Genomic DNA, 21,053 nt, shown 5'->3' on the forward strand with positions numbered 1-21,053 from the left:
CCAAAAATTACACTTGTATAATCCTGTTGCTTCAATAAATGTTTACTTCAAATTATTAGTACTCTAATTTTCTATTCTTATTCCCACTCAATAGTTGCTGGTGGTTTTGAACTAATATCATACACCACTCTATTGACACCTCTAACTTTATTTATAATATCATTAGATGTCTTTTGCAAAAACTCATAAGGTAAATTTACCCAGTCAGCAGTCATACCATCCGTACTTTCTACAGCACGTAAAGCTACACATTTTTCATAAGTTCTTTCATCGCCCATTACTCCTACACTATTTACAGGTAAAAGCATGGCTCCAGCTTGCCAAACTTTATCATAAAGTCCCGCTGTTTTTAAGCCGTTAATGAAAATAGCATCTACCTCTTGTAAAATAGCCACTTTTTCTCGTGTAATATCTCCTAAGATTCTGATGGCTAAACCAGGACCAGGAAAAGGATGTCTACCTAACAATAAAGGGTCTAAGCCCATACTAGCTCCTACTCTTCGTACTTCGTCTTTAAACAACATACGTAACGGTTCTACCACACTTAATTTCATAAAATCTGGTAATCCCCCTACATTATGATGACTTTTAATAGTTGCCGATGGTCCACCCGTTGCTGATACAGATTCAATAACATCTGGGTATATTGTACCTTGGGCTAACCATTTTGCATCCTCTACTAAATGAGATTCATCGTCAAATACTTCAATAAAAACACGTCCAATTATCTTACGCTTCTTTTCTGGATCACTCTCTCCTGTCAACTCATCCAAAAAGCGTGCCGAAGCATCTACGCCTTTAACGTTAAGTCCCATTCCTTCATATTGCTCCAATACACTAGGGAATTCATCTTTACGCAATAATCCGTTATTTACGAATATACAGTGTAAATTTTTACCAATTGCCTTATGCAATAGCATTGCAGCTACAGAAGAATCTACCCCTCCTGAAAGCCCTAAGATGACTTTATCCGTACCTATTTTTTCTTGTAATTGTGCAACGGTAGTTTCTACAAATGAATCTGGCGTCCATGTTTGGGCCACCCCTGCAATATGTACTAAAAAGTTTTCTAATAGTTGCTTTCCATCTTTAGAATGATAAACTTCTGGATGAAACTGAATTGCATAAGTCTCTTCTCCTTCTAATTTATATGCGGCATTCTCTACATCATTAGTACTCGCCAAACGTGTAGCGTTTGCCGGCAATTCTTTAATTGTATCTGAGTGACTCATCCATACTTGACTACCAACATTGATAGCATCAAAGAACGGTTCGTCTGTTTTAATAAATGATAAATTAGCTCTACCATATTCTCTGGTATTTGAAGGCGCTACATTACCACCTTGAAAATGTGCTAGGTATTGCGCTCCGTAGCATACTGCCAACATCGGTTTTTTACCTTGTATTTGTGATAAATCAGGATGTGGTGCATCTTCTGCTCTCACAGAAAAAGGAGAACCAGAAAGTATCACTGCTTTATAGGTTGATAAATCTTCAGGAAGTTTATTGTAAGGCTTAATCTCACAAAAAATATTAAGCTCTCTAACTCTTCTAGCTATGAGTTGTGTGTACTGAGAACCAAAATCTAAAATCAGGACGTTATTTTGCATCCGCAAAAATAGTAAAATGTAAATTTTAGAAAAGGTTCTTTTCGTTATATTTATATAAAAATTTCCAACACCCTTTTTTTAAGCCTCTTATCTGCCTTTTTTATCAGACAAAAAACATCTTTAAACTAAAAATTCTTCATATGACAACAGCAGTATTTTCCGAATTAAAAGATGAGTTACAAAAAGGTGTAACGGAGTATGGACACCCTTTTAGATTGGGCACCCTAGGTACTGTGGGCCTAGACAAAATGGCCCGTTTACGAACTGTAGTACTACGCGATTTTTCTGAAGACTTAGAACTGAGTTTCTTTACAGACAAACGATCTAAGAAAGTAACTCATATTATTGAAAACCAAAAAGTTTCCATTTTACTCTATCATCCTGAAAAAAGAATTCAATTAAAGATTGAAGGCAATGCATTCATAATTAAGAACGATAAAAAAATAGCTAAGTATTGGAATCAAGTTAATGACAATGCTAAAAAAGACTATACCACAACAATAGCTCCTGGTAGTGCTATTGAAAATTTGAAGGACATAGATTATTTAAATAACGAAAACCATTTCTGCATCATTACTATTGAAGCGCATAAAATTGAATACTTAAAACTAGACCAACCCAATCATATAAAAATTAGATATTCTAGAGAAGACAACCATTGGAAAGGCGAATTTCTAGTACCTTAATGCATCGTAGCCAATATATCTAAAATATCTTTTTCCGTAGTATCTGGATTGATGAAGCAAAAACGAGCGACCGTTTCAAATTCATCTCCATTTTTCCATTTTGTAGGAGTAACTAATGCAAATCCTTTTCTGTGATTCTCATAGGTCCAGTTTCTATAGTCATCAGGAGTCCACCCTTTTCTTCTAAAAAGCACACAAGACAAGCTAGGTTCCCGAACCAATTCTACATGCTCATCTTTTGTAATAAACGCTCCTGCGGTATTAGCTAACGTAATTCCACATTCTACAGCCCACTTATATTTTTCTACACCATGCATTGCTAATGAAAACCACAAAGGCAGCCCCCGCAATCTTCTTGTTAGCTGTATTTGATAATCGGACGGATTAAATCCGTGTGCACCTTCATCTTTGAAAATTTCAAGATATGATCCTTCTTGCGAATGTGCAGCCTTTGCAATTTCTGGGTTTTTATATAAAATAGCACCACAATCATACGGAGAGAAAAGCCATTTGTGAGGATCTATCGTGATACTATCTGCTTTTTCTATCCCCTTAAACAAATGACGCACTGAATCTGCTAACAACGCACCACCACCATATGCACCGTCTACATGAAACCATAAATTTTGATTTTCACAAAAATCTGCTATACCGTCTAAATCGTCTATAATTCCTGCATTTGTGGTCCCAGCAGTCGCTACTACCGCAAATACACGCTCTTGCTTCTCCTTTGTTAATTGTTGAAATAAACCATTTAAATCTCCTGCATCCATTCTTTCTTCAGAAGGGACTAAGAGTATTTCTGCATCCATAACTTTAGCCATGGCTTTTACAGAAGAATGCGCTCCTACAGAAGCTATAATAATTCCTTTTCTATCATTATTTATCGGATCTTGTCTCCAGTTTTCACGCGCAGCTACCATTGCGGATAAATTTGCGGCTGTTCCTCCACTCGTAAAAACTCCGAAAGATCCTTCTGGCATGCCGGTTAAAGAAACCAACCAATGCATGGCTTCATTCTCACAAAAAATACCTCCTGCTCCTTCCATCCAATAAGCACCATGAATACTGGAGGCAGAAGTCACCAAATCAAACATTATAGCTGCCCTGGTGGGTGATGCCGGTACAAATGCTAAATGCCTAGGATGATCTATAGGCACTGTTGCTTTCACTAGAACGTCACGAAATAATTGAAATGCTTTTTCACCACCAATACCTTCAGAAGTAATTGTTTCCCCTACCAAAGCCTTTAACTCTTCTTCTTTTTTTGGTTGCCCAAGTTCTGGAGATGTTTTTGTAATTCTATTAATTACATACTTCATGACATCCAGAGTCATTTCAACTAATTCTATATCAATGTTGTGCATTTTGAAATTTTTAATTGTTGCTGGTTATTTACTCCGAGCATTTTAAAAAATAGATTGCCTGTTTACGTCTTCCAAAAGCCAAAATACTATCTTGAGGATTTTGATTCTTTAATTGCTCTTTACCAAGCTCTACCTCTACCGTTGTTTTTCCTTGCAATTTAAATTCTGGTAAAGAAAAATCATCCATGGCATATATTTCTCTACCCGTATTTAATAATCTGATGTTTCCTGCATAGGTAACATTAGGAAGGACCCAAATATCTTTAGGGTATTTTGAATTTAAAATTTCTGATATTGGTTGAAATCCAAAATGTACATCGGAAGGAATATTAAATATTTTTTCAACGGGTGTTCTTATCGTCTGAATCCCTACAACTACCAAAAACAAAATAAAAGTTATACGCTCTATTTTTTTAACATTCTTAAAATCAATCACCTTCATCAGTAAAGGTAAAAAAGGCAATAACAACGGCAGAAACCAACGTTCTTCGGTTTTATTAACGCCCATCATCACAAAAAATAAAAATATAATGATGATCTGTGCAATCATCATTTTAAACAACCAATCTTGTTGAGCAAATTTTAAATCTATTTTTTTTCGCCATTTTAAAAGAAAAATCAACACAAATAATGGTGCAATAATTATAATAATGTTTTTAACCATCGCAATAATAGGCGATAGAACTGGAATACTATTCTTGCCTTCCATAGACGTTTTTAAATCTACACTAGACTGAAGTTCTTGTAGGTAATTTTGATTTCCTAAAAGCCAATTAAAATGAGGTGCCGCAATTAATAGCGCTGGAAAAATCACCATCAAAATCCGCGGATTGAGCAGCACTTGCCTTACCTCTTTATCAATTAATATAGTTACTCCTAAACCACCTAATACAAAAACATAATTATACTTACTTAAAACACCCAAACCAATTACTATACCTAATAAAAGATAATTAATTAACGATTTTTTCTGAATTAATTTTTGGATAAGAATATAGGTAATAATGATAAGTAAGCACAGAAGGGAGGTATGCGATAGTCTTCTAAACGTAAAATCTATAAACACCGGAACTAGCGCTAATGAAAATACCACCAAATTTGATTTAGACTCAGATTTTAAATAAGATAAACTAAACCTAAATAAACATACTAAAATGAAGGCAAAAATAATAGCTCTCACTATGGAAAAAGAAAGTATTTGAACTCCTAAAATAGCATTAACTCCATATTGCAACCAAGTATATAGTGGTGGCTGATCATCATAACCCCATCGCAACCACTGCGAAAAATAAGCCTGTTCTGCATCTTCCAACTCCATGGCGCTCTTCATAAGAGATACCGCTATTATAGCAATAAAACTTACCATAGCAATAATACGGTTTCTACTGAATAACGTATTTGTGATCATAGGTTAATTAAATTCAAGAATCGTAAACTCTTGGCTTAATGGCTTCAAATTTTCTACCAAGGCAGGAATTAATTGATCCCCATATTCTAAATAGAATTGCGAAAAATTTTGTTGACGCTCTTGTAGTGATTTGTTCGGGAATAAATCATTTTGTATTTCCGTTATTCGAATCACATGATCTTTTAGTTTACGTTTCTGTGCTTTCAGCAAGCGTTTTTCAAGATTCTCTAATCCTTTTACTTGCTTTACCTCTTGTGCCTTTACGGCTCCTAAAAAACTTTGATCTGTTTGTGTAGCTAAATCATATAGCGCTTCAAACTGAACTTTCAGCAATTCTTTCTGAGGCGAAAAATCAACATCAATATTAGATATGGCTCTAATCTTTTTATTAATAAAGGTATTCTGTTTCAAAAACAAATCTGAAATATTCAAATCTAACTTGGCTATCTTTTCGCTTTGCTTTCCCGTAACCAATAAAGCTGAGTTTCGCAGAAGTAACATAGGAAAAGTAACACCAACGGTATCAAAATAAGCTTTAAGCTCCAACCAATAAGCAAGCTCTCCCCCTCCGCCAATATAACACAAGTTTGGAAGTATTACTTCTTGGTATAACGGTCTACAAACTACATTGGGAGAAAAGCGTTCTGGACGATTTTCCAATTCTGTTAATACCTCATCTTTTGTAAACGCAATGTTAGTATCATTTACGAAGTAGACACCTTCCTTTTCTATGATTCGCTCACGAACACCATCAATAAGATAAAAATAATTAATTTCTCTAGGATTCACCTGAATGCCATAATTCTCTGGCAAAGCATTTAAGGCCTCTATAGTAGTACTTACCGCTTTAAATGATTTCTCTTCTACTAAATCTGATTGAACGTAAGGTTTTAATAAGCGTTTTAAGGCCGCGTCATCTCCATCAACAATAACCAATCCGTAGTCTTTGAACAATTCATTTGCTAAAAAACGTGTGGCCTCCGTTAAATTTGCATGATTTAAATAGGCATTTGCAAAAAGAGTCTTGAGGTACTCTGCATTTTTACCACCTCCTAGTTCCGCAGCTAATGTTTCACTCAATAATTCTAGTCCTTTAGTATCTAAACGGCCTACACCACCAGATGCATCTTTATTCCACTGAATTTTCTTCCCGTTTAGGGTAAAGTAATTAATTTCATCAAAATCATGATCTTCCGTTGCCATCCAATAGACAGGAACAAAATTATACTGGGAATGCTTTTTTTGTAATGCCTTGGTAAGGTTTATAGTTGCAATAATTTTGTATAAAAAATACAAGGGTCCCGTAAACAAATTTAATTGATGCCCAGTAACTATAGTAAATGTATTTTCTTCTTTTAAACTAGCTATGTTCGCTTTAGTACCCGCACTAGTTTCAATCTGAGCATATTGGTTTGTTAATGCTTGTGAAAGAATTTCTCTATGGCTACTCGGAAAGTTTTTCTGCTTTTCAATGATTTGCGCTTCAAAGTTTTCAAAAGCTGGAAATCTATTATAAAACGGTTTTAAGGAGTCTACTTCTTCTAAATAATCACACATTATTTTTGAAAAATACCCAGTTTGTTTGAATGGAATACCATCAATCTTCATAATTCTATTTAAAAATGGTTGTAAAGGTAAAATTCTTAAAGCATACCAGAATCTAAAAATACGTTAAGAAGTTAAATTTTCTAGCATAAAATAATTTTTATATCCCTTATATTTCTTCTTTAGAATAATGTTAAATTTGAGTAAAATCAAACGAACACCACATGAAAAGAATTTTAGTCGTACTTTTTTTAACTGCTTACATTGCAACCAACGCTCAAAATATTAAATCTCCCTCAGAATTTTTAGGCTACGAACTAGGCACCGAATTTTCTAGACATCATGAAGTTATAGCATATTACAATTATTTGGCACAAACTGTTTCTGAAAGGGTTTCACTAAAACCTTATGGCAAGACCAATGAAAGAAGACCTTTAATGCTAGCCTATGTGTCTTCTGCTGAGAATATGAAAAATATTGAAACCATACGCACTAATCACCTAAAAAACACAAGAGGGGAAGGCAATACTGAAATAGCCATTGTATGGTTAAGTTACAATGTACATGGCAATGAAAGTGTAAGTACTGAAGCTTCAATGCAAACCATTTATGAGCTTTTAACCAAAAAAGCATCTTACTTAGAAAATACCGTGGTTATCATAGACCCCTGTATTAATCCGGATGGCCGTGATCGTTATGTGAATTGGTATAATGAAAACAGAAATACCCCAAACAATGTTGATCCAAAAAGCAAAGAACATCATGAGGGTTGGTTAAATGGTAGAGCTAATCATTATATGTTCGATTTAAATAGAGATTGGGCCTGGTTAACGCAGGTTGAAAGTCAACAACGTTTAAAAGTATACAACCAATGGCTACCGCATGTACATGTAGATTTTCATGAACAGGGCGTAGATTCTCCTTATTATTTTGCCCCTGCGGCAGAACCTTATCACGAGGTAATTACTAATTTTCAAAGAGACTTTCAAGTGACTATTGGTGAAAACCATGCTAAATATTTTGATGAAAACGGGTGGTTTTATTTCACTAAAGAAGTCTTTGATCTTTTCTACCCTAGCTACGGTGATACCTACCCATTGTATAATGGAGCAATTGGAATGACTTACGAACAAGGTGGTAGCGGCCGTGCCGGATTAGGTATTTTAACTCGCAGCGGGGATACCTTAACGTTAAAAGATAGGATTGCACACCATTTTACCACAGGCATATCTACTGTAGAAGTTGCATCTGGGAATGCAAAAAAACTGAATGAAGAGTTCAAAAAATTCTACACCAACAAAAATTTTAAATATAAAAGTTACGTATTAAACGGTGATAATGACAAGATAAAAGCTTTAACCCAATTACTAGAACAACACGAAATTGAATACGGATGGTCTGATGCTACTACGGTCAAAGGATTTGATTACGGTAGCGGTAAAACAAAAAGCAGCAAAACAAAAAATGAATCATTAGTCGTCTCTACGGACCAACCAAAAGGCACTTTAGTCAAAGTTTTATTTGAGCCTAATGCTAAATTGAGTGACTCTTTAACTTATGACATCACAGCATGGTCTTTACCTTATGCATACGGACTAGAAGCTATTGCTTCTGAAACCAAAGTGAACTCTACTAAAGCCGGCAGTATTTCAGATACATCAAACACTATAATTACAGAAAATACATATGCTTATATAGGTACTTGGAATGGCATGAACGATGCTCGTTTTTTAGCCAATCTTTTAAAAGAAAATATTAAAGTAAAATTTTCTAAAAAACCTTTTAGCTTAGAAGGACAAAAATACGATAGAGGGAGTTTAATTATTACGAAGTCTGACAATCGGAATAAAAAAGATTTTGCCATCAAACTTTCTGAAATTTCCAAGAAACACGCCAAGCAATTGACACCTACTTCTACAGGGTTTGTAGATCGTGGTGACGATTTTGGGTCTAGCTCTGTACACTTAATAAAGAAAAATAATATAGCAGTTCTTACCGGAAAACCAACAAGCACTTTACAGTTTGGCGAAGTATGGCACTTTTTCGAGCAACAATTAAAATACCCGGTTACGGTATTAGAAAGTGATTATTTAAATGCCGAAGATTTAGAAGAATATGATGTATTAATCCTCCCAGATGGTTGGTATGGAAGTTTTATGAATAATAACATCCAGAAAGAATTGAAGGAATGGGTGAAAAATGGCGGTAAACTAATTGCTATGGGTGGTGCTATTGAAGGACTCGAAGGCAAAAGTGGATTTAGTATAAAAAGTAAAAAAACAGAAAAAGACAGTACTTTAATTGAACATCTAATTACGTATGAAAACTCTGAACGAGAAGGGATTAAGGATTTAATTACGGGTGCTATCTTTAAAACAAAAGTAGACCATACAAACCCTTTAGCCTTTGGCTATGGTGATAGTTATTTTACGTTAAAATTAGGAGATGATTCTTTTGAATATTTAAAAGAAGGCACCGCAGTGTATTTAGAAGAAGAAACAACTCCTGCTGCAGGATTCGCAGGTAGTGAAGCTAGAAAAAGAATAGCGAATACCCTTGTATTTGGCACTGAAAATTATGGCCGTGGTCACGTAGTTTATATGGTAGACAACCCTTTGTTTCGAGGATTTTGGGAAAACGGAAAATTGTTTTTCGCAAATGCCTTATTTATGGTCGACTAACCAAACCCTATTTCAATAAAAAAGAGCGTTGCAATGCAACGCTCTTTTTTATTGAAATAGAATAATTTTTAATACCTAGCGGAATCTAGATTAGATTCTTCGCCGTCTTTAGTGATTAGTTTCACTTCATCAAAGCCCATCAGTTTAAATTGCTCAAACTGCGTCGCGGCGTCTCCAACTACGATATAAGCCATTTTATCTTGATTAAGCAACTTATTAGCTAAGGCTTTATGATCTTCTAAGGTCATAGTACGAATAACATCTTCTTCTTTTTCTATATAGTCTGACGCTAAACCATATTCACTCATCTCTTGTAACATTCCCAATAATGATCTTTGAGTTTCAAAACGACGTGCATTTGATTTAATTAGAGCATTTTTAGTAAAGTCTAGGTCTTCTTTAGAAATACCTTCTTTATACTTTGCGATCTCATCTTTAAAGATCTTAACAGATTCTCCTGTAGTATTTGTACGTACGCTAGATGATGCTGTAAATGTTCCTGGAACCTTACTTCCACTAAACCCAGAACGAGCACCATAGGTATACCCTTTTTCTTCCCTTAGAATTAAGTTTACATTCCCTGAAAATGATCCTCCTAATTTATAATTCATTACTTCTGCAGGGAAGAAATCTTTATCTGTTCGTGAAAGTCCAATATTACCAATACTAATAACAGACTGTTTTGCATCTGGTATATCAACAAAATATAAAGAAGCCTTATCTCTAGTGTTTACGATAGGATATTCTGGAATAGTCACCTCTTTTGCTGCCCAACTAGTTTCTAATTCTTTTAAGGTTTCTAAAACAGTAGCCTCATCAATTTTTCCAACAACATGCATACTACTAATAGATGGTGAAAAATTATTCGTATAAAAAGTTTTTAAATCAGCTATAGTAATCGCTTCTACCGAAGCCGCTGTACCACTGGTTGGGTAGCTAAAAATATGATCCTCTCCATAAAGTATTTTCTTATACACTCTATCTGCTACGGTATTAGGATCTGCATCTGAACGTTTAATCCCATTAATCGTACTCGTTTTAATACGCGAAAATTCTGCCTCATCCCATCTAGGTTCCAAAAGAATTTCTTTTACCAATGCCATAGTTTTATCAAAATTACGAACCAAGGTGTTCCCTCTAATAATAATTGCTTCATTGGTCGTATACATGTTTATGCTAGCTCCAAGCATTTCAATTTCTTCCTCTAGTTGTTCTGGAGTCTTATTTTTAGTTCCTTCCATTAGAATATCTGTCATTAGATTTGCGACTCCATTCTTCTCCATGTCATCCAAAAGATGGCCACCATCTATTCTCAAACTAAAATTAACGGTTGGTATTTCGTTCTGCTCAATACCGTACACTTTAAGTCCGTTTCCTAGAGTAGATGTCCAACTTGCAGGCACATTTAGCGTCGGAGTTTCACCTTGATTGGGTGCTATAGAACGATCTATTTTAGAAGGCGTTTTTACAATTTCTTCAGAAGTTTCTTCAATAACTTTGGTAACATTCTCTTTAATTTCCTCTTCAACGACAGCTGCTTTTGTAGAATTTTCTGCAATTAATTCCATCTGCCCCTTAGGAACAAAACTAGTAATAACAAAAGGCTTATCTTTTATATACGTTTCATATACTCGCATGACATCTTCTTTGGTCACCTTTTTAATGTTTTCAATATCCTTCTCTATAAATCCAGGATCACCAGCAAATGTATTGTATTGCGCTAATTGAAATGATTTTCCTAAAACACTACTGATACCATTATAGAAATCTGTTTCTAATCCTGCTTTAATACGTTCTACATCCCGATCTGTAATACCATCTTTCTCAAAACGAGCAAAGGCTTCGAACATTCCTTTTTCAATATCATTTAAACTCTTACCACTATTAGCTGTTACGGTTACATGAAATTCTCCAGCAAGTACTTGAGAATTATTATAAGCATAAAAACGTGAAGAAAGTTCTTTCTCTTTTTCTAACACCTTATACATAGGTGCTTTTTTTCCATTAGAAATCAATTCTGATAAAAAGTCTAAGGCATATGCGTCTTCTGTATATTGGTAGGTAGTGGGCCAAACCATATTTAACTGGGCCGTATTAGCGAAATTATCTTCATGATATAATCTCACCGTTTCTGCAATAGTGACAGGTTGAGGCTCTAGAGGCGCTACTTCTTGCCTTCTTTTAATCTCCCCAAAATATTTCTCTACTAAAGCCTTTGCATCTTCTTTTTCAAAATCTCCTGCTAAAACCAAGGTCGCATTATTAGGCCCATAGAATTTATCATAAAATTCTTTTACATCTTCTACAGTAGCATTTTGTAAATCTTCCAATTCTCCAATTACCTGCCAGTTATAAGGGTGGCCTTCTGGATATATATTCTTATCTAACACCCAACCTTCATGCCCGTAAGGATTGTTATCTACCCGTTGTCTTTTTTCATTCTGTACTACTTCTTGCTGATTATTAAAAGCCGATTCGGTCACTGTATTAATCAAATACCCCATACGATCACTCTCTAACCAAAGCACCGTTTCCATAGCATTCTTAGGTACCACTTCGTAGTACACCGTACCATCTTTCCAAGTACCTCCATTTAGGGTTCCACCAGCATCCTGAATTTTTTTAAAAAATTGATCTTGAGGAACATTTTCCGATTCTTGAAAAAGCATATGCTCAAAAAGGTGTGCAAATCCAGTTCTTCCTGTTTTTTCTCGGTTAGACCCTACATTGTATTGAATAGCTACAGAAACAATAGGGTCACTTTTATCTTGATGTAGAATTACATCAAGTCCGTTTTCCAATTCATACTTTTCAAATTCCACAGATAACGTTGCTGCATCTTCTTTTGGAACTTCTTGTTTTTCCTTACATGAAGTAAATGTTAATGCTGCTGCAAATACACTTAACATAGAATAATTAAAGAGTTTTTTTGTTGTCATTATAATAGTTTTTAGTCTCTCTAAAGATACAATTACAAGACCTCTAAATTCAAAATATTCTGTTAAAACACGCAATAAGCATCTGAAAACAGGCGAGTTATGAAACAAAAAAAAGCGAACCCTTTTGAGGTTCGCTTTTTTACTATTATATAATTTATAGACTATTTAGCCACATTCACCGCTCTAGTTTCGCGGATTACGGTTACTTTAACCTGACCAGGATACGTCATATCTGTCTGTATTTTTTGAGAAATTTCAAAAGATAATTCTGCCGCTTTATCATCAGTTACCTTTTCTGATTCTACAATAACACGTAGTTCTCTACCTGCTTGTATTGCGTATGCTTTTTGCACACCACCAAAACCAAAGGCTATTTCTTCTAAATCTTTAAGACGCTGTATATAGGAATCTAATACTTGTCTTCTTGCACCAGGTCGTGCGCCACTAATAGCATCACACACCTGAACAATTGGAGCAATTAAGTTTTTCATCTCAATTTCATCATGGTGAGCTCCAATAGCATTGCATACATCTGGCTTTTCTCCAAACTTCTCTGCCCATTGCATTCCTAAAATAGCATGCGGAGTTTCCATCTCTGCCTCTGTGTTAGGAACTTTACCTATATCATGTAATAAACCAGCTCTTTTAGCCATCTTGGTATTTAAACCAAGCTCTGCTGCCATTACACCACAAAGTTTTGCAACTTCTCTTGAGTGTTGTAGTAAGTTTTGCCCATAAGAAGAACGATATTTCATTCTACCTACCGCTCTAATTAATTCAGGATGCAATCCATGAATTCCTAAATCGATAACCGTGCGCTTTCCTATTTCTACAATTTCTTGTTCTATTTGCTTTTCAGTCTTTTTAACGATCTCTTCAATACGTGCTGGGTGAATACGCCCATCTGTCACCAATTTATGAAGGGACAATCTAGCTACTTCTCTACGTACAGAATCAAAACAAGAAAGAATAATTGCCTCTGGCGTATCATCTACTACAATCTCTACTCCTGTAGCTGCCTCTAAAGCTCTAATGTTACGTCCTTCACGACCAATAATTCTACCTTTTACATCGTCTGACTCAAGGTTAAATACAGACACACAATTTTCAACAGCCTCTTCTGTTCCTATACGTTGAATTGTGTTTATAATGATTTTCTTAGCCTCTTGTTGGGCTGTTAATTTAGCCTCCTCCATGGTAGACTGCATGTAGGACATGGCATCAGATTTTGCAGTTTCACGAAGTGATTCTAAAAGCTGCCCTTTAGCCTCTTCTGCAGATAAACCGGAAATTACCTCAAGCTGTTGTACTTGATTTTTATGCAACTTATCTAATTCTGACTGTTTCTTATCAAAAAATTCATTCTTATAAGAAACCTCTTTAATCTGCTCTTCTAATTGATCGCTAAGTTTTTTATTTTTTGCTAATTCACTACTAATTTGAGACTCTTTATCTCTTGTTCTTTTCTCAGCTTCACCAATTTTTTTATCCTTGGTGTTAATTACTTTTTCATGCTCTGCCTTTAATTCTAAAAACTTTTCTTTAGCCTGAAATATTTTATCTTTCTTAATATTCTCTCCTTCTACATTGGCATCTCTTAATACCCTTTCAGCCTCTTTTTTTGCACTCTGTATGGTTTTAGAGGCTTTCCCTTTTTCCATAAATTTTGCAACAGCAAAGCCAATCGCTACACCAACCAACACTGCTATTATCCCTATTGTTATACCATCCATAATTTTAACTATTTATATAAAAAAACCCACATTGGGTCGAAGTTTTGTACAAACTCCAAAAAAACAAGTTTAGGGCTAACAAATTGCTCAAGGGTCCTGGACTAGCAGGCATGCTTTTACAACTTAAACTCACCCTTTTTAAACAATTTAACGTTGAGTTTGTCAAAAATAATCACCAATGTGGGTAGTAATTTTATTTATTTTAAAGAACGTATTTACTTTATTTTACACTTAGCTTTTCAGAAACCAATTCATCTAAGGCCTTTAATTTTGCCGTGACTTCCGTGGTATCTTCCATTTGTTCAATACTGCGTTGTTCTATCTTAGAAGCAAATTGCAAAGCACACATGGCCAAAACATCTTGCTTGTCTCTTACTGCATAATTACTCTCAAAATTCTTTGCAAGCTGCTCTATATTTTTAGCCGCTTTACGCAAACCTTCTTCCTGACTAGGATCTATCGTTAAAGGATAAACTCTATCAGCAATAGAAAGTTTTATTTTGAGCTTTTCCGCCATGATATTGTTACGTATTATTCAGACAATTGTGCGATACAATGATCTAATTCTCTGATTAATGTATTTATTTTAAGCTTAGCTTCCGTTTTATTCGTATTACTACCCAGCATCGAATTTGCTAGCTTAAGAGAATTATATTTTTCCTCCCAAACAACAAGCGTATTATTAGCGTCGATTTTTTCATTTTCTACGTTAGCAACCTCTTCTTGTAATTTAATGTTCTCTTGCTGCAAAAGTTCTAACTTGTGCAGTAACTTACTAATTTTGTTTTCTAAAGAGTCTACTATATCTACTAATTCACTCATGTGCAAATAGCAATGCATTTTACACAAAGTTAACACACATCTTAAGACTTCCCAATTCTTTTTTTAAATATTATTTTTTTTGCGTCTTTTTTACAAAAAAGTATGATCCTTCATTTTTTAACACAACATTGTTTTCACGTTTTAAAATGTATTAATTACTTTCGTACCACAAGTTATCTTAATTATGAAAGCAACCATATTTGGTTTAGTATTCCTATTTATTAGTACAGCATTTTCTCAAGAAAATTTTCCTCAAGATGCATTTAGATCTCCATTAGACATTCCGCTGGTATTGGCAGGAACTTTCGGCGAATTAAGAAGCAATCACTTTCATAGTGGTATTGACATAAAAACACAACAACGAGAAGGTCTAAAAGCTTATGCTATTGCTGACGGAACCGTTACGAGAATAAAAGTATCTTTATGGGGCTACGGTAAAGTAATTTATATTGCACATCCTAATGGATATACTTCGGTTTATGGACACTTGCAAAAATTTTCTCCTAAAATAGAAGAATACATCAATAAAATACAATACAAAAAACAAGCATTTGAAGTAGAAGTATTTCCTGATTTTGGCGAGCTTAAAGTAGATCAAGGAGAACTTATTGCCTATACCGGGAACACAGGAGGCTCTTCGGGACCACATTTACATTTTGAGATTAGAAGTAGTGTTTCTGAAAAACCAACGAATCCGTTATTATACGGTTATGATATTAAAGACAATACTGTACCGGTATTATCAGGACTTTATGTTTACCCATTAAGCAAAGACAGCCAAGTAAACCAAAGTGCTAATAAATTAGAATTAAAATTTTCTAAGCAAAGCGACGGGAGTTTTCTTGCTGAAAAAGTATATGCTACAGGAACCATTGGTTTTGGCATCAATTCTTTTGACAGGCAAGACTTAGCTGCCAACCAAAATGGCTTATATCAAGTGCAGCAACTAGTCAACGGAAAGGTCTACACCGATTATGACTTAGAATCTTTTTCTTTCGGAGAAACGAGGTATATTAATACCTTAATAGATTATCAGCATTTTGGAAGATACCGTCAGCGCATTCAAAAATTGTTCAAAACGCCACGTAATACCATGAGTATTTATAACGAAGTTTATAATAATGGCGAGATAGATGTGGCAGAGGGACTTAGTTACAATGTTGAAATTTTAATGAAAGACATTGAAAATAATACCACCAAAGTGGTAATCCCGGTAGAAGGAAAAAAGGAAGTTTTAAAAATCTCAAAAAAAGAAGATAAGACTGCGAATTATTTAGTAGCCAAAAAACCGAATACTTATGATTTGGAAGGAGCACAAGTTTATTTCCCTTCCAACACTTTTTACGAGGATTTTTATATCGATTTAAAAAAAGGAGCAGATACGGTTACCATTCATAATAGCACCGTTCCTGCACATCAGAATTTCACCATTACTTTTGATGCTGCTAAATTTTCCCCAGAAGAACGAAAACAATTATTTATTGCTCGTTTAGATAGCAGACTGCGCCCTAGTCATATGACCACATACAAAAGAGGTAATACCTTTTCTACACGTACCAGAAATTTAGGAACTTATACTATTGCAAAAGATAGCGTTGCCCCGAAGATCCGTGCCACCAATTTTAAGGAAAAACAATGGTTAAGTAATTACAAATACCTGAGTTTACAAATTACGGATGATTTAAGCGGAATAGACAGCTACTCTGCTACCTTAAATGGAAAGTGGATTCTTATGGAATATGAACCAAAAAAGAATACCATTACCTATAACTTTGATGCTAATATCCTAGATCAAAAAGAGTGTAACTTAGAAGTTGTGGTAACAGATAATGTAGGAAATAGCACTACCTTTAAGAGTTCATTCTACAGAAAATAGATTTTGAAATGTATTAAATTCTTTTGTTTACTTTTATTTCCAGTTATTCTACTCGCCCAAAAAGCAGTGATTACTGGGGTTATTTTAGACGCTACTAATGTACCTCTTTCAAACACTAATGTCCGTACTGCTACAAAAGGAACCATCTCTGACGAAAATGGCTTTTACTTTCTAGAGGTTGATGCTGATCAGCAAATCAACATTAGCTTTTCTCATGTTGGTTATAAAAATGTGATTTTAAAAAAAGTACTTCTTAGTACAAATGAAACTTTTGAATTTAATCCGGTTTTAAACACCGCTATTACTCAAATAGATGAAATAACCATTACAGCTTCCGGAAGAAAAACCGTAGACGCTATCACCACAATTGAGCCCGAAATTATCCGACTGCTACCAGGGGCAACTGCAGGAGTAGAAAATGTATTAAAGCTATTACCAGGAGTGTCCTCTAACAATGAGTTAAGTACACAATACAATGTACGCGGGGGTAATTTTGATGAAAACTTAGTCTATGTAAATGAAATTGAAGTATACAGACCATTTTTAATACGATCTGGTCAGCAAGAAAGCTTGAGTTTTATCAATAGTGCTATGATTCAGAATGTAAGCTTTTCGGCGGGAGGTTTTCAAGCAAAATATGGAGATAAACTCTCATCTGTTTTAGACATCACCTATAAAAACCCAGTTTCTTACGGTGTGCAGGTAGATGCAAGTTTATTAGGCGCCAATGCCACTATAGAAACCAGTGGAAGAAATAAAAAATTAAGTACTATAACCGGTGTGCGATACAGAGACAATAGTTTACTGATAAACTCACAAGAAACAGTAACGAATATTAATCCGGTAGCTTTTGACTTTCAAACCTATGAGAGTTATACAATTTCAAAAAAAATAAATATTGGCTTTTTAGGGACGTTTTCGGTAAATGATTATCAAAATAAGCCTAGCGCAAGAACTACAAATTTTGGCACCTTAAATGATCCCAAATCATTGACGATTTTTTACGCAGGCCAAGAACACAATCAATATAATACGGCATCCGGTGCTTTAAAAGTTACTTACCATCTCACTGAAAACACAACACTTAAATTTATCCCATCACTATACCATACTGTAGAAGAAGAATCTTCTAGTATTATTGCTCAATACCAGTTGGGCGACTTAAATTCTGATTTAGGCACAGTGTCTAACACCAAGAGCTTAGGCACACAACTTAATAGCGCTAGAAACACCTTAGATGCCTTAATCTTTAACCTAGAACACAAAGGTATTTACCATAAAAATACCAGTAAATTAGAATGGGGCACAAAATACAGTCACGAGGATATTAGGGACCAATTAAGGGAATCAGAATTCTTAGATTCTTTAGGTTTCTTAGTAAGACCCAATACGAGCGAGTTTACCAATAATGAGCCCGACACACCTTTTAATACTCCTATAACTGCTTTAGAAAGTGTAAATGCCACCAATTACGTTCAGACAAATAGATTATCTGCGTATCTACAGTACAGCAAACAGGTTGATTGGCAATCTAATGCACTATACTTAAATATAGGAGCAAGGACGCAACATTGGTCTGTTTCTGGTAAAAATATAGCGCGCAATGCTCAAACAGTTTTCAGCCCTAGAGCACAAATAGCATTTAAACCCAACTGGGAAAAAGACATGTTTTTTAAAATTGCAGCTGGTGTATATCACCAACCGCCATTTTACCGTGAGTTTAGAGATTTGAATGGCAGAGTAAATCCAAATGTAAAAGCACAGAAATCTATCCATACCGTCCTTACCAATGAATATAGCTTTATGCTTTGGAATAGCCCTTTTAAACTTGTAAGCGAAGCCTACTACAAAGATTTAAGTAATGTAAATACATATACTGTTGAAGATGTACGGATACGCTATGCCGCAAACAATAATGCCAAGGCCTATGTGTATGGTACAGAATTTAGATTAAATGGCGCCTTTGTACCTGGAACAGAATCTTGGGTAAGTCTTGGTTACATGAAAACAGAAGAAAACAGCGACAATCGCGGATATATCGCTAGACCCACAGATCAACGCATAAAAGTAGGCGTTTTATTTCAAGATTACATTCCTTCTATACCCCATGTAAAAATGTATTTAAACTTGGTATACAACACGGGTCTCCCTGGCGGTTCTCCAAACAATGCAGACCCGTATTTATTTAATAGTAGATTAAGAGATTATAAACGGGCAGATTTAGGAATTTCCTATACTTTTGTTGACGAAAACAAACAAGCATCCAAAAATAGTTGGCTTAGTGGTTTTAAAGAACTGTCTGGCGGATTTGAATTATTTAATTTATTCAACAACCAGAATTCGATAACGAACACATGGGTTCGTGACATAGACACAAAACAACAATTTGCAGTGCCTAATTATTTAACAAGTCGGATTTTAAATTTAAAAGTTCGCATGCGATTTTAGAACCAGTACAATGAAAAAATTAAGTATCATACTCGTATTATTTATCACACAGTTTTCTTTTTCTCAAAAAGATATTTATGAAAGTCCTAAATTTAATGAGCTTTCTAAAGATCATAAGGAATTAGCCATTTTACCTTTCTTTACAAATTTAGATTTAGAAGAAACTTTATCGAAAGAAGAAAAAAAGGCTTTGGAACAAAAAGAAGGTTACGCAGTACAAGATGCTCTTGAGATTTACTTTTCACAACCTAAAAAGAAAAAGAAATTTACGGTAGAGTTTCAGAATACTAAAAACACCAATGCTATTCTTGCTCAGAATAACATTAACTATGATAACATTGATATCTATAGCATCAAAGATTTATGTAAGATTTTAAATGTTGATGGGATTATAAGCGGAAATACACATTTAAATATTTTATTATCAGATGGCATTCCTACGGAATTTAGTTTTATGGACTATATTTTAGGTGAAGCCGATTATGGCCGAATCGGTATTAAGATAAGTGATGGCGAAAGCGGAAAACTGTTATGGCGATACGAAAAGAAAATCAATAAAAAATCTGGTAAGAATACCCGAGATTTAATTGATCTAATGATGAAACAGGCCACAAAAAAATTCCCTTACGATACCGAAAGAGTTAAAAACAAGAAGCAGAATTAATTTTCGGCAAAAGCTTTTAGTTCTCCAATAACATAATCTAAGTCGTCTTTAGTCGTATATTTCGAAAATGAAAAACGAATTGACGGCTTTTTCATTTCTTCAGGACTCAAAATCTCCGTAAGTACGTGTGATCCTAAATCACTACCAGACTGGCAAGCACTTCCTTTAGAACAAGCTATACCTTTAATATCCAACTGAAATAAAAGCATCAGAGATTTTTGCGCATCAAAAGGTAATCTAGCATTAACCAAAGTGTAGGTACTCTTTTCTAAATCTCCTGAGTGTCCATTAAATTGAACTTCTGGCAAAGCTTTTTTAAGTTGCTCTATAAAGTAAGATTTCAAATCTGTAACATAGGCCTTTTCTTCCGCTAGATTATCATATGCACATACAAACGCTTCTTCTAAACCAACAATATTATGAAAAGCTTCGGTACCTGCTCTAAAACCACGCTCTTGTGACCCTCCAAAAATCATAGGTTTTAAACCAGAATTTCGCCTAACAAAGGCAAAACCTATACCTTTTGGTCCATGAAATTTATGTGCTGCTGCTGTTAAAAAATCTGCAGAGACCTGCTGAACATCAAAAGGTAAATGCCCTAAAGATTGCACGGTATCTGAATGAAACAGCGCATTATTAGCCTTACAAAGTGTTGCTATTTCTGCTAATGGAATAATATTCCCTATTTCATTATTTACATGCATTAAACTTACCAATTTCTTGGCATCATCTTTTTGCAACAAAGCTTCTAAATGTGATAATTTAGGATTACCATAGGCATCTAAATCTACATAAGATACGGTAATCCCGTATTCCTTTTCAAGCTCTTCTACGGTATGAAGTACCGCATGATGCTCAATTTTAGTAGTTATAATTGTGGTTACTTGTGCATCGCGCACAGCGCAACGCAAAATCATATTATCAGCTTCCGTACCTCCAGAAGTAAATATAATTTCAGAAGGATGAGCATTGATGTATTTAGCAATAGTTTTTCTGGTTCTCTCTATAGCTGTCTTTGCCGTACGACCAAAACTATGGGTAGAAGAAGGATTACCATAGCATTCTGCCAAAGCATCCTGCATTTTTTTGATAACAGATTCTCTAACCTGTGTTGTAGCCGCATTATCTAAATAAACTTTTCGCATTCTCTAACATCTAATAAGGGGTGCTAAATTAAAAGAATTAAATTTTATTACACCCCAATTAGGAAATAATTAGCGTGATAAAAAAATGAATTAATTCGCTTGAAAAAAAAGTTCCCCTTGTAATTTTAT

At 34.8% G+C, this 21,053-nt stretch carries 14 protein-coding genes and 1 other RNA gene; 5 read left to right on the forward strand and 10 right to left on the reverse strand.

What is annotated here, in order from left to right; genetic code table 11:
- Window positions 1-77: 77 nt before the first annotated feature.
- Entirely contained in the window at window positions 78-1,610 is a 1,533-nt protein-coding gene (gene guaA, locus BLQ19_RS13855; RefSeq protein WP_074538738.1) for a glutamine-hydrolyzing GMP synthase, read from the reverse strand.
- A 140-nt stretch (window positions 1,611-1,750) separates the two neighbouring features.
- Here guaA and BLQ19_RS13860 point away from each other — a divergent pair, with 140 nt between their 5' ends.
- Complete coding sequence (locus tag BLQ19_RS13860; RefSeq protein ID WP_074538739.1) at window positions 1,751-2,296, forward strand: pyridoxamine 5'-phosphate oxidase family protein; 546 nt, start codon at window positions 1,751-1,753, stop codon at window positions 2,294-2,296.
- On the opposite strand, the gene BLQ19_RS13865 is transcribed toward BLQ19_RS13860, so the two are convergent.
- From BLQ19_RS13865 to bshC, 3 genes are read right to left on the reverse strand one after another with little or no spacing between them, the layout of a single operon-like run.
- Window positions 2,293-3,663 (reverse strand): pyridoxal phosphate-dependent decarboxylase family protein, encoded by a 1,371-nt coding sequence (locus BLQ19_RS13865; RefSeq protein ID WP_029445797.1) that lies wholly within the window; start codon window positions 3,661-3,663, stop codon window positions 2,293-2,295. The genes BLQ19_RS13860 and BLQ19_RS13865 overlap by 4 nt on opposite strands.
- 28 nt (window positions 3,664-3,691) lie before the next feature.
- The gene (locus BLQ19_RS13870; RefSeq protein ID WP_074538740.1) at window positions 3,692-5,071 is read right to left on the reverse strand and encodes an ArnT family glycosyltransferase; all 1,380 of its coding nucleotides are present in this window, start codon (window positions 5,069-5,071) and stop codon (window positions 3,692-3,694) included.
- A 3-nt stretch (window positions 5,072-5,074) separates the two neighbouring features.
- Window positions 5,075-6,679, reverse strand: a complete 1,605-nt coding sequence (gene bshC / locus BLQ19_RS13875) for a bacillithiol biosynthesis cysteine-adding enzyme BshC (RefSeq protein ID WP_074538741.1) — start codon at window positions 6,677-6,679, stop codon at window positions 5,075-5,077.
- 161 nt (window positions 6,680-6,840) lie between these two features.
- Between bshC and BLQ19_RS13880 the strand changes: the two genes are divergently transcribed.
- Window positions 6,841-9,297: a M14 metallopeptidase family protein gene (locus tag BLQ19_RS13880; RefSeq protein ID WP_074538742.1), complete on the forward strand. Its 2,457-nt coding sequence runs from the start codon at window positions 6,841-6,843 to the stop codon at window positions 9,295-9,297.
- Between the two features lie 68 nt (window positions 9,298-9,365).
- Here the strand turns inward: BLQ19_RS13880 and BLQ19_RS13885 are convergent, their stop codons facing one another.
- The 5 genes from BLQ19_RS13885 to BLQ19_RS13905 form a co-directional block, all read right to left on the reverse strand.
- Window positions 9,366-12,236 carry a M16 family metallopeptidase gene (locus BLQ19_RS13885; protein WP_074538743.1) on the reverse strand — a complete coding sequence of 957 codons (2,871 nt, stop codon included), beginning with the start codon at window positions 12,234-12,236 and terminating at the stop codon, window positions 9,366-9,368.
- A 161-nt stretch (window positions 12,237-12,397) separates the two neighbouring features.
- Window positions 12,398-13,969 carry a ribonuclease Y gene (rny, locus tag BLQ19_RS13890; protein ID WP_074538744.1) on the reverse strand — a complete coding sequence of 524 codons (1,572 nt, stop codon included), beginning with the start codon at window positions 13,967-13,969 and terminating at the stop codon, window positions 12,398-12,400.
- 50 nt (window positions 13,970-14,019) lie between these two features.
- A non-coding RNA gene (gene ssrS, locus BLQ19_RS13895) (6S RNA) lies at window positions 14,020-14,128 on the reverse strand.
- A gap of 61 nt (window positions 14,129-14,189) precedes the next feature.
- Window positions 14,190-14,486, reverse strand: coding sequence for a cell division protein ZapA (locus tag BLQ19_RS13900; protein WP_024479906.1), 297 nt, complete (start codon window positions 14,484-14,486; stop codon window positions 14,190-14,192).
- Between the two features lie 14 nt (window positions 14,487-14,500).
- Window positions 14,501-14,791, reverse strand: a complete 291-nt coding sequence (locus tag BLQ19_RS13905) for a coiled-coil domain-containing protein (protein WP_024479905.1) — start codon at window positions 14,789-14,791, stop codon at window positions 14,501-14,503.
- Window positions 14,792-14,975: 184 nt separating this feature from the next.
- Here BLQ19_RS13905 and BLQ19_RS13910 point away from each other — a divergent pair, with 184 nt between their 5' ends.
- From BLQ19_RS13910 to BLQ19_RS13920, 3 genes are read left to right on the forward strand one after another with little or no spacing between them, the layout of a single operon-like run.
- Complete coding sequence (locus BLQ19_RS13910; RefSeq protein WP_074538745.1) at window positions 14,976-16,667, forward strand: M23 family metallopeptidase; 1,692 nt, start codon at window positions 14,976-14,978, stop codon at window positions 16,665-16,667.
- 3 nt (window positions 16,668-16,670) lie between these two features.
- Complete coding sequence (locus BLQ19_RS13915; RefSeq protein ID WP_074538746.1) at window positions 16,671-19,115, forward strand: TonB-dependent receptor; 2,445 nt, start codon at window positions 16,671-16,673, stop codon at window positions 19,113-19,115.
- A 10-nt stretch (window positions 19,116-19,125) separates the two neighbouring features.
- Entirely contained in the window at window positions 19,126-19,779 is a 654-nt protein-coding gene (locus BLQ19_RS13920) for a hypothetical protein (protein WP_025614478.1), read from the forward strand.
- Here the strand turns inward: BLQ19_RS13920 and BLQ19_RS13925 are convergent.
- A complete protein-coding gene (locus BLQ19_RS13925) occupies window positions 19,776-20,924 on the reverse strand; it encodes a cysteine desulfurase family protein (protein ID WP_074538747.1) in 1,149 nt (382 codons plus the stop codon). The two genes, BLQ19_RS13920 and BLQ19_RS13925, sit on opposite strands and share 4 nt — an antisense overlap.
- Window positions 20,925-21,053: the final 129 nt, after the last annotated feature.

It is taken from the genome of Cellulophaga baltica (assembly GCF_900102165.1).
Taxonomy (GTDB): Bacteria; Bacteroidota; Bacteroidia; order Flavobacteriales; family Flavobacteriaceae; genus Cellulophaga; species Cellulophaga baltica.

What these genes read in the sequence shown, in the direction of transcription:
- BLQ19_RS13905 (WP_024479905.1), bottom strand. Translation starts at nt 14,791, where the DNA reads ATGAGTGAATTAGTAGATATAGTAGACTCTTTAGAAAACAAAATTAGT.
- guaA (WP_074538738.1), bottom strand. Translation starts at nt 1,610, where the DNA reads ATGCAAAATAACGTCCTGATTTTAGATTTTGGTTCTCAGTACACACAA.
- BLQ19_RS13910 (WP_074538745.1), top strand. Translation starts at nt 14,976, where the DNA reads ATGAAAGCAACCATATTTGGTTTAGTATTCCTATTTATTAGTACAGCA.
- rny (WP_074538744.1), bottom strand. Translation starts at nt 13,969, where the DNA reads ATGGATGGTATAACAATAGGGATAATAGCAGTGTTGGTTGGTGTAGCG.
- BLQ19_RS13900 (WP_024479906.1), bottom strand. Translation starts at nt 14,486, where the DNA reads ATGGCGGAAAAGCTCAAAATAAAACTTTCTATTGCTGATAGAGTTTAT.
- BLQ19_RS13925 (WP_074538747.1), bottom strand. Translation starts at nt 20,924, where the DNA reads ATGCGAAAAGTTTATTTAGATAATGCGGCTACAACACAGGTTAGAGAA.
- bshC (WP_074538741.1), bottom strand. Translation starts at nt 6,679, where the DNA reads ATGAAGATTGATGGTATTCCATTCAAACAAACTGGGTATTTTTCAAAA.
- BLQ19_RS13870 (WP_074538740.1), bottom strand. Translation starts at nt 5,071, where the DNA reads ATGATCACAAATACGTTATTCAGTAGAAACCGTATTATTGCTATGGTA.
- BLQ19_RS13860 (WP_074538739.1), top strand. Translation starts at nt 1,751, where the DNA reads ATGACAACAGCAGTATTTTCCGAATTAAAAGATGAGTTACAAAAAGGT.
- BLQ19_RS13885 (WP_074538743.1), bottom strand. Translation starts at nt 12,236, where the DNA reads ATGACAACAAAAAAACTCTTTAATTATTCTATGTTAAGTGTATTTGCA.
- BLQ19_RS13920 (WP_025614478.1), top strand. Translation starts at nt 19,126, where the DNA reads ATGAAAAAATTAAGTATCATACTCGTATTATTTATCACACAGTTTTCT.
- BLQ19_RS13865 (WP_029445797.1), bottom strand. Translation starts at nt 3,663, where the DNA reads ATGCACAACATTGATATAGAATTAGTTGAAATGACTCTGGATGTCATG.
- BLQ19_RS13880 (WP_074538742.1), top strand. Translation starts at nt 6,841, where the DNA reads ATGAAAAGAATTTTAGTCGTACTTTTTTTAACTGCTTACATTGCAACC.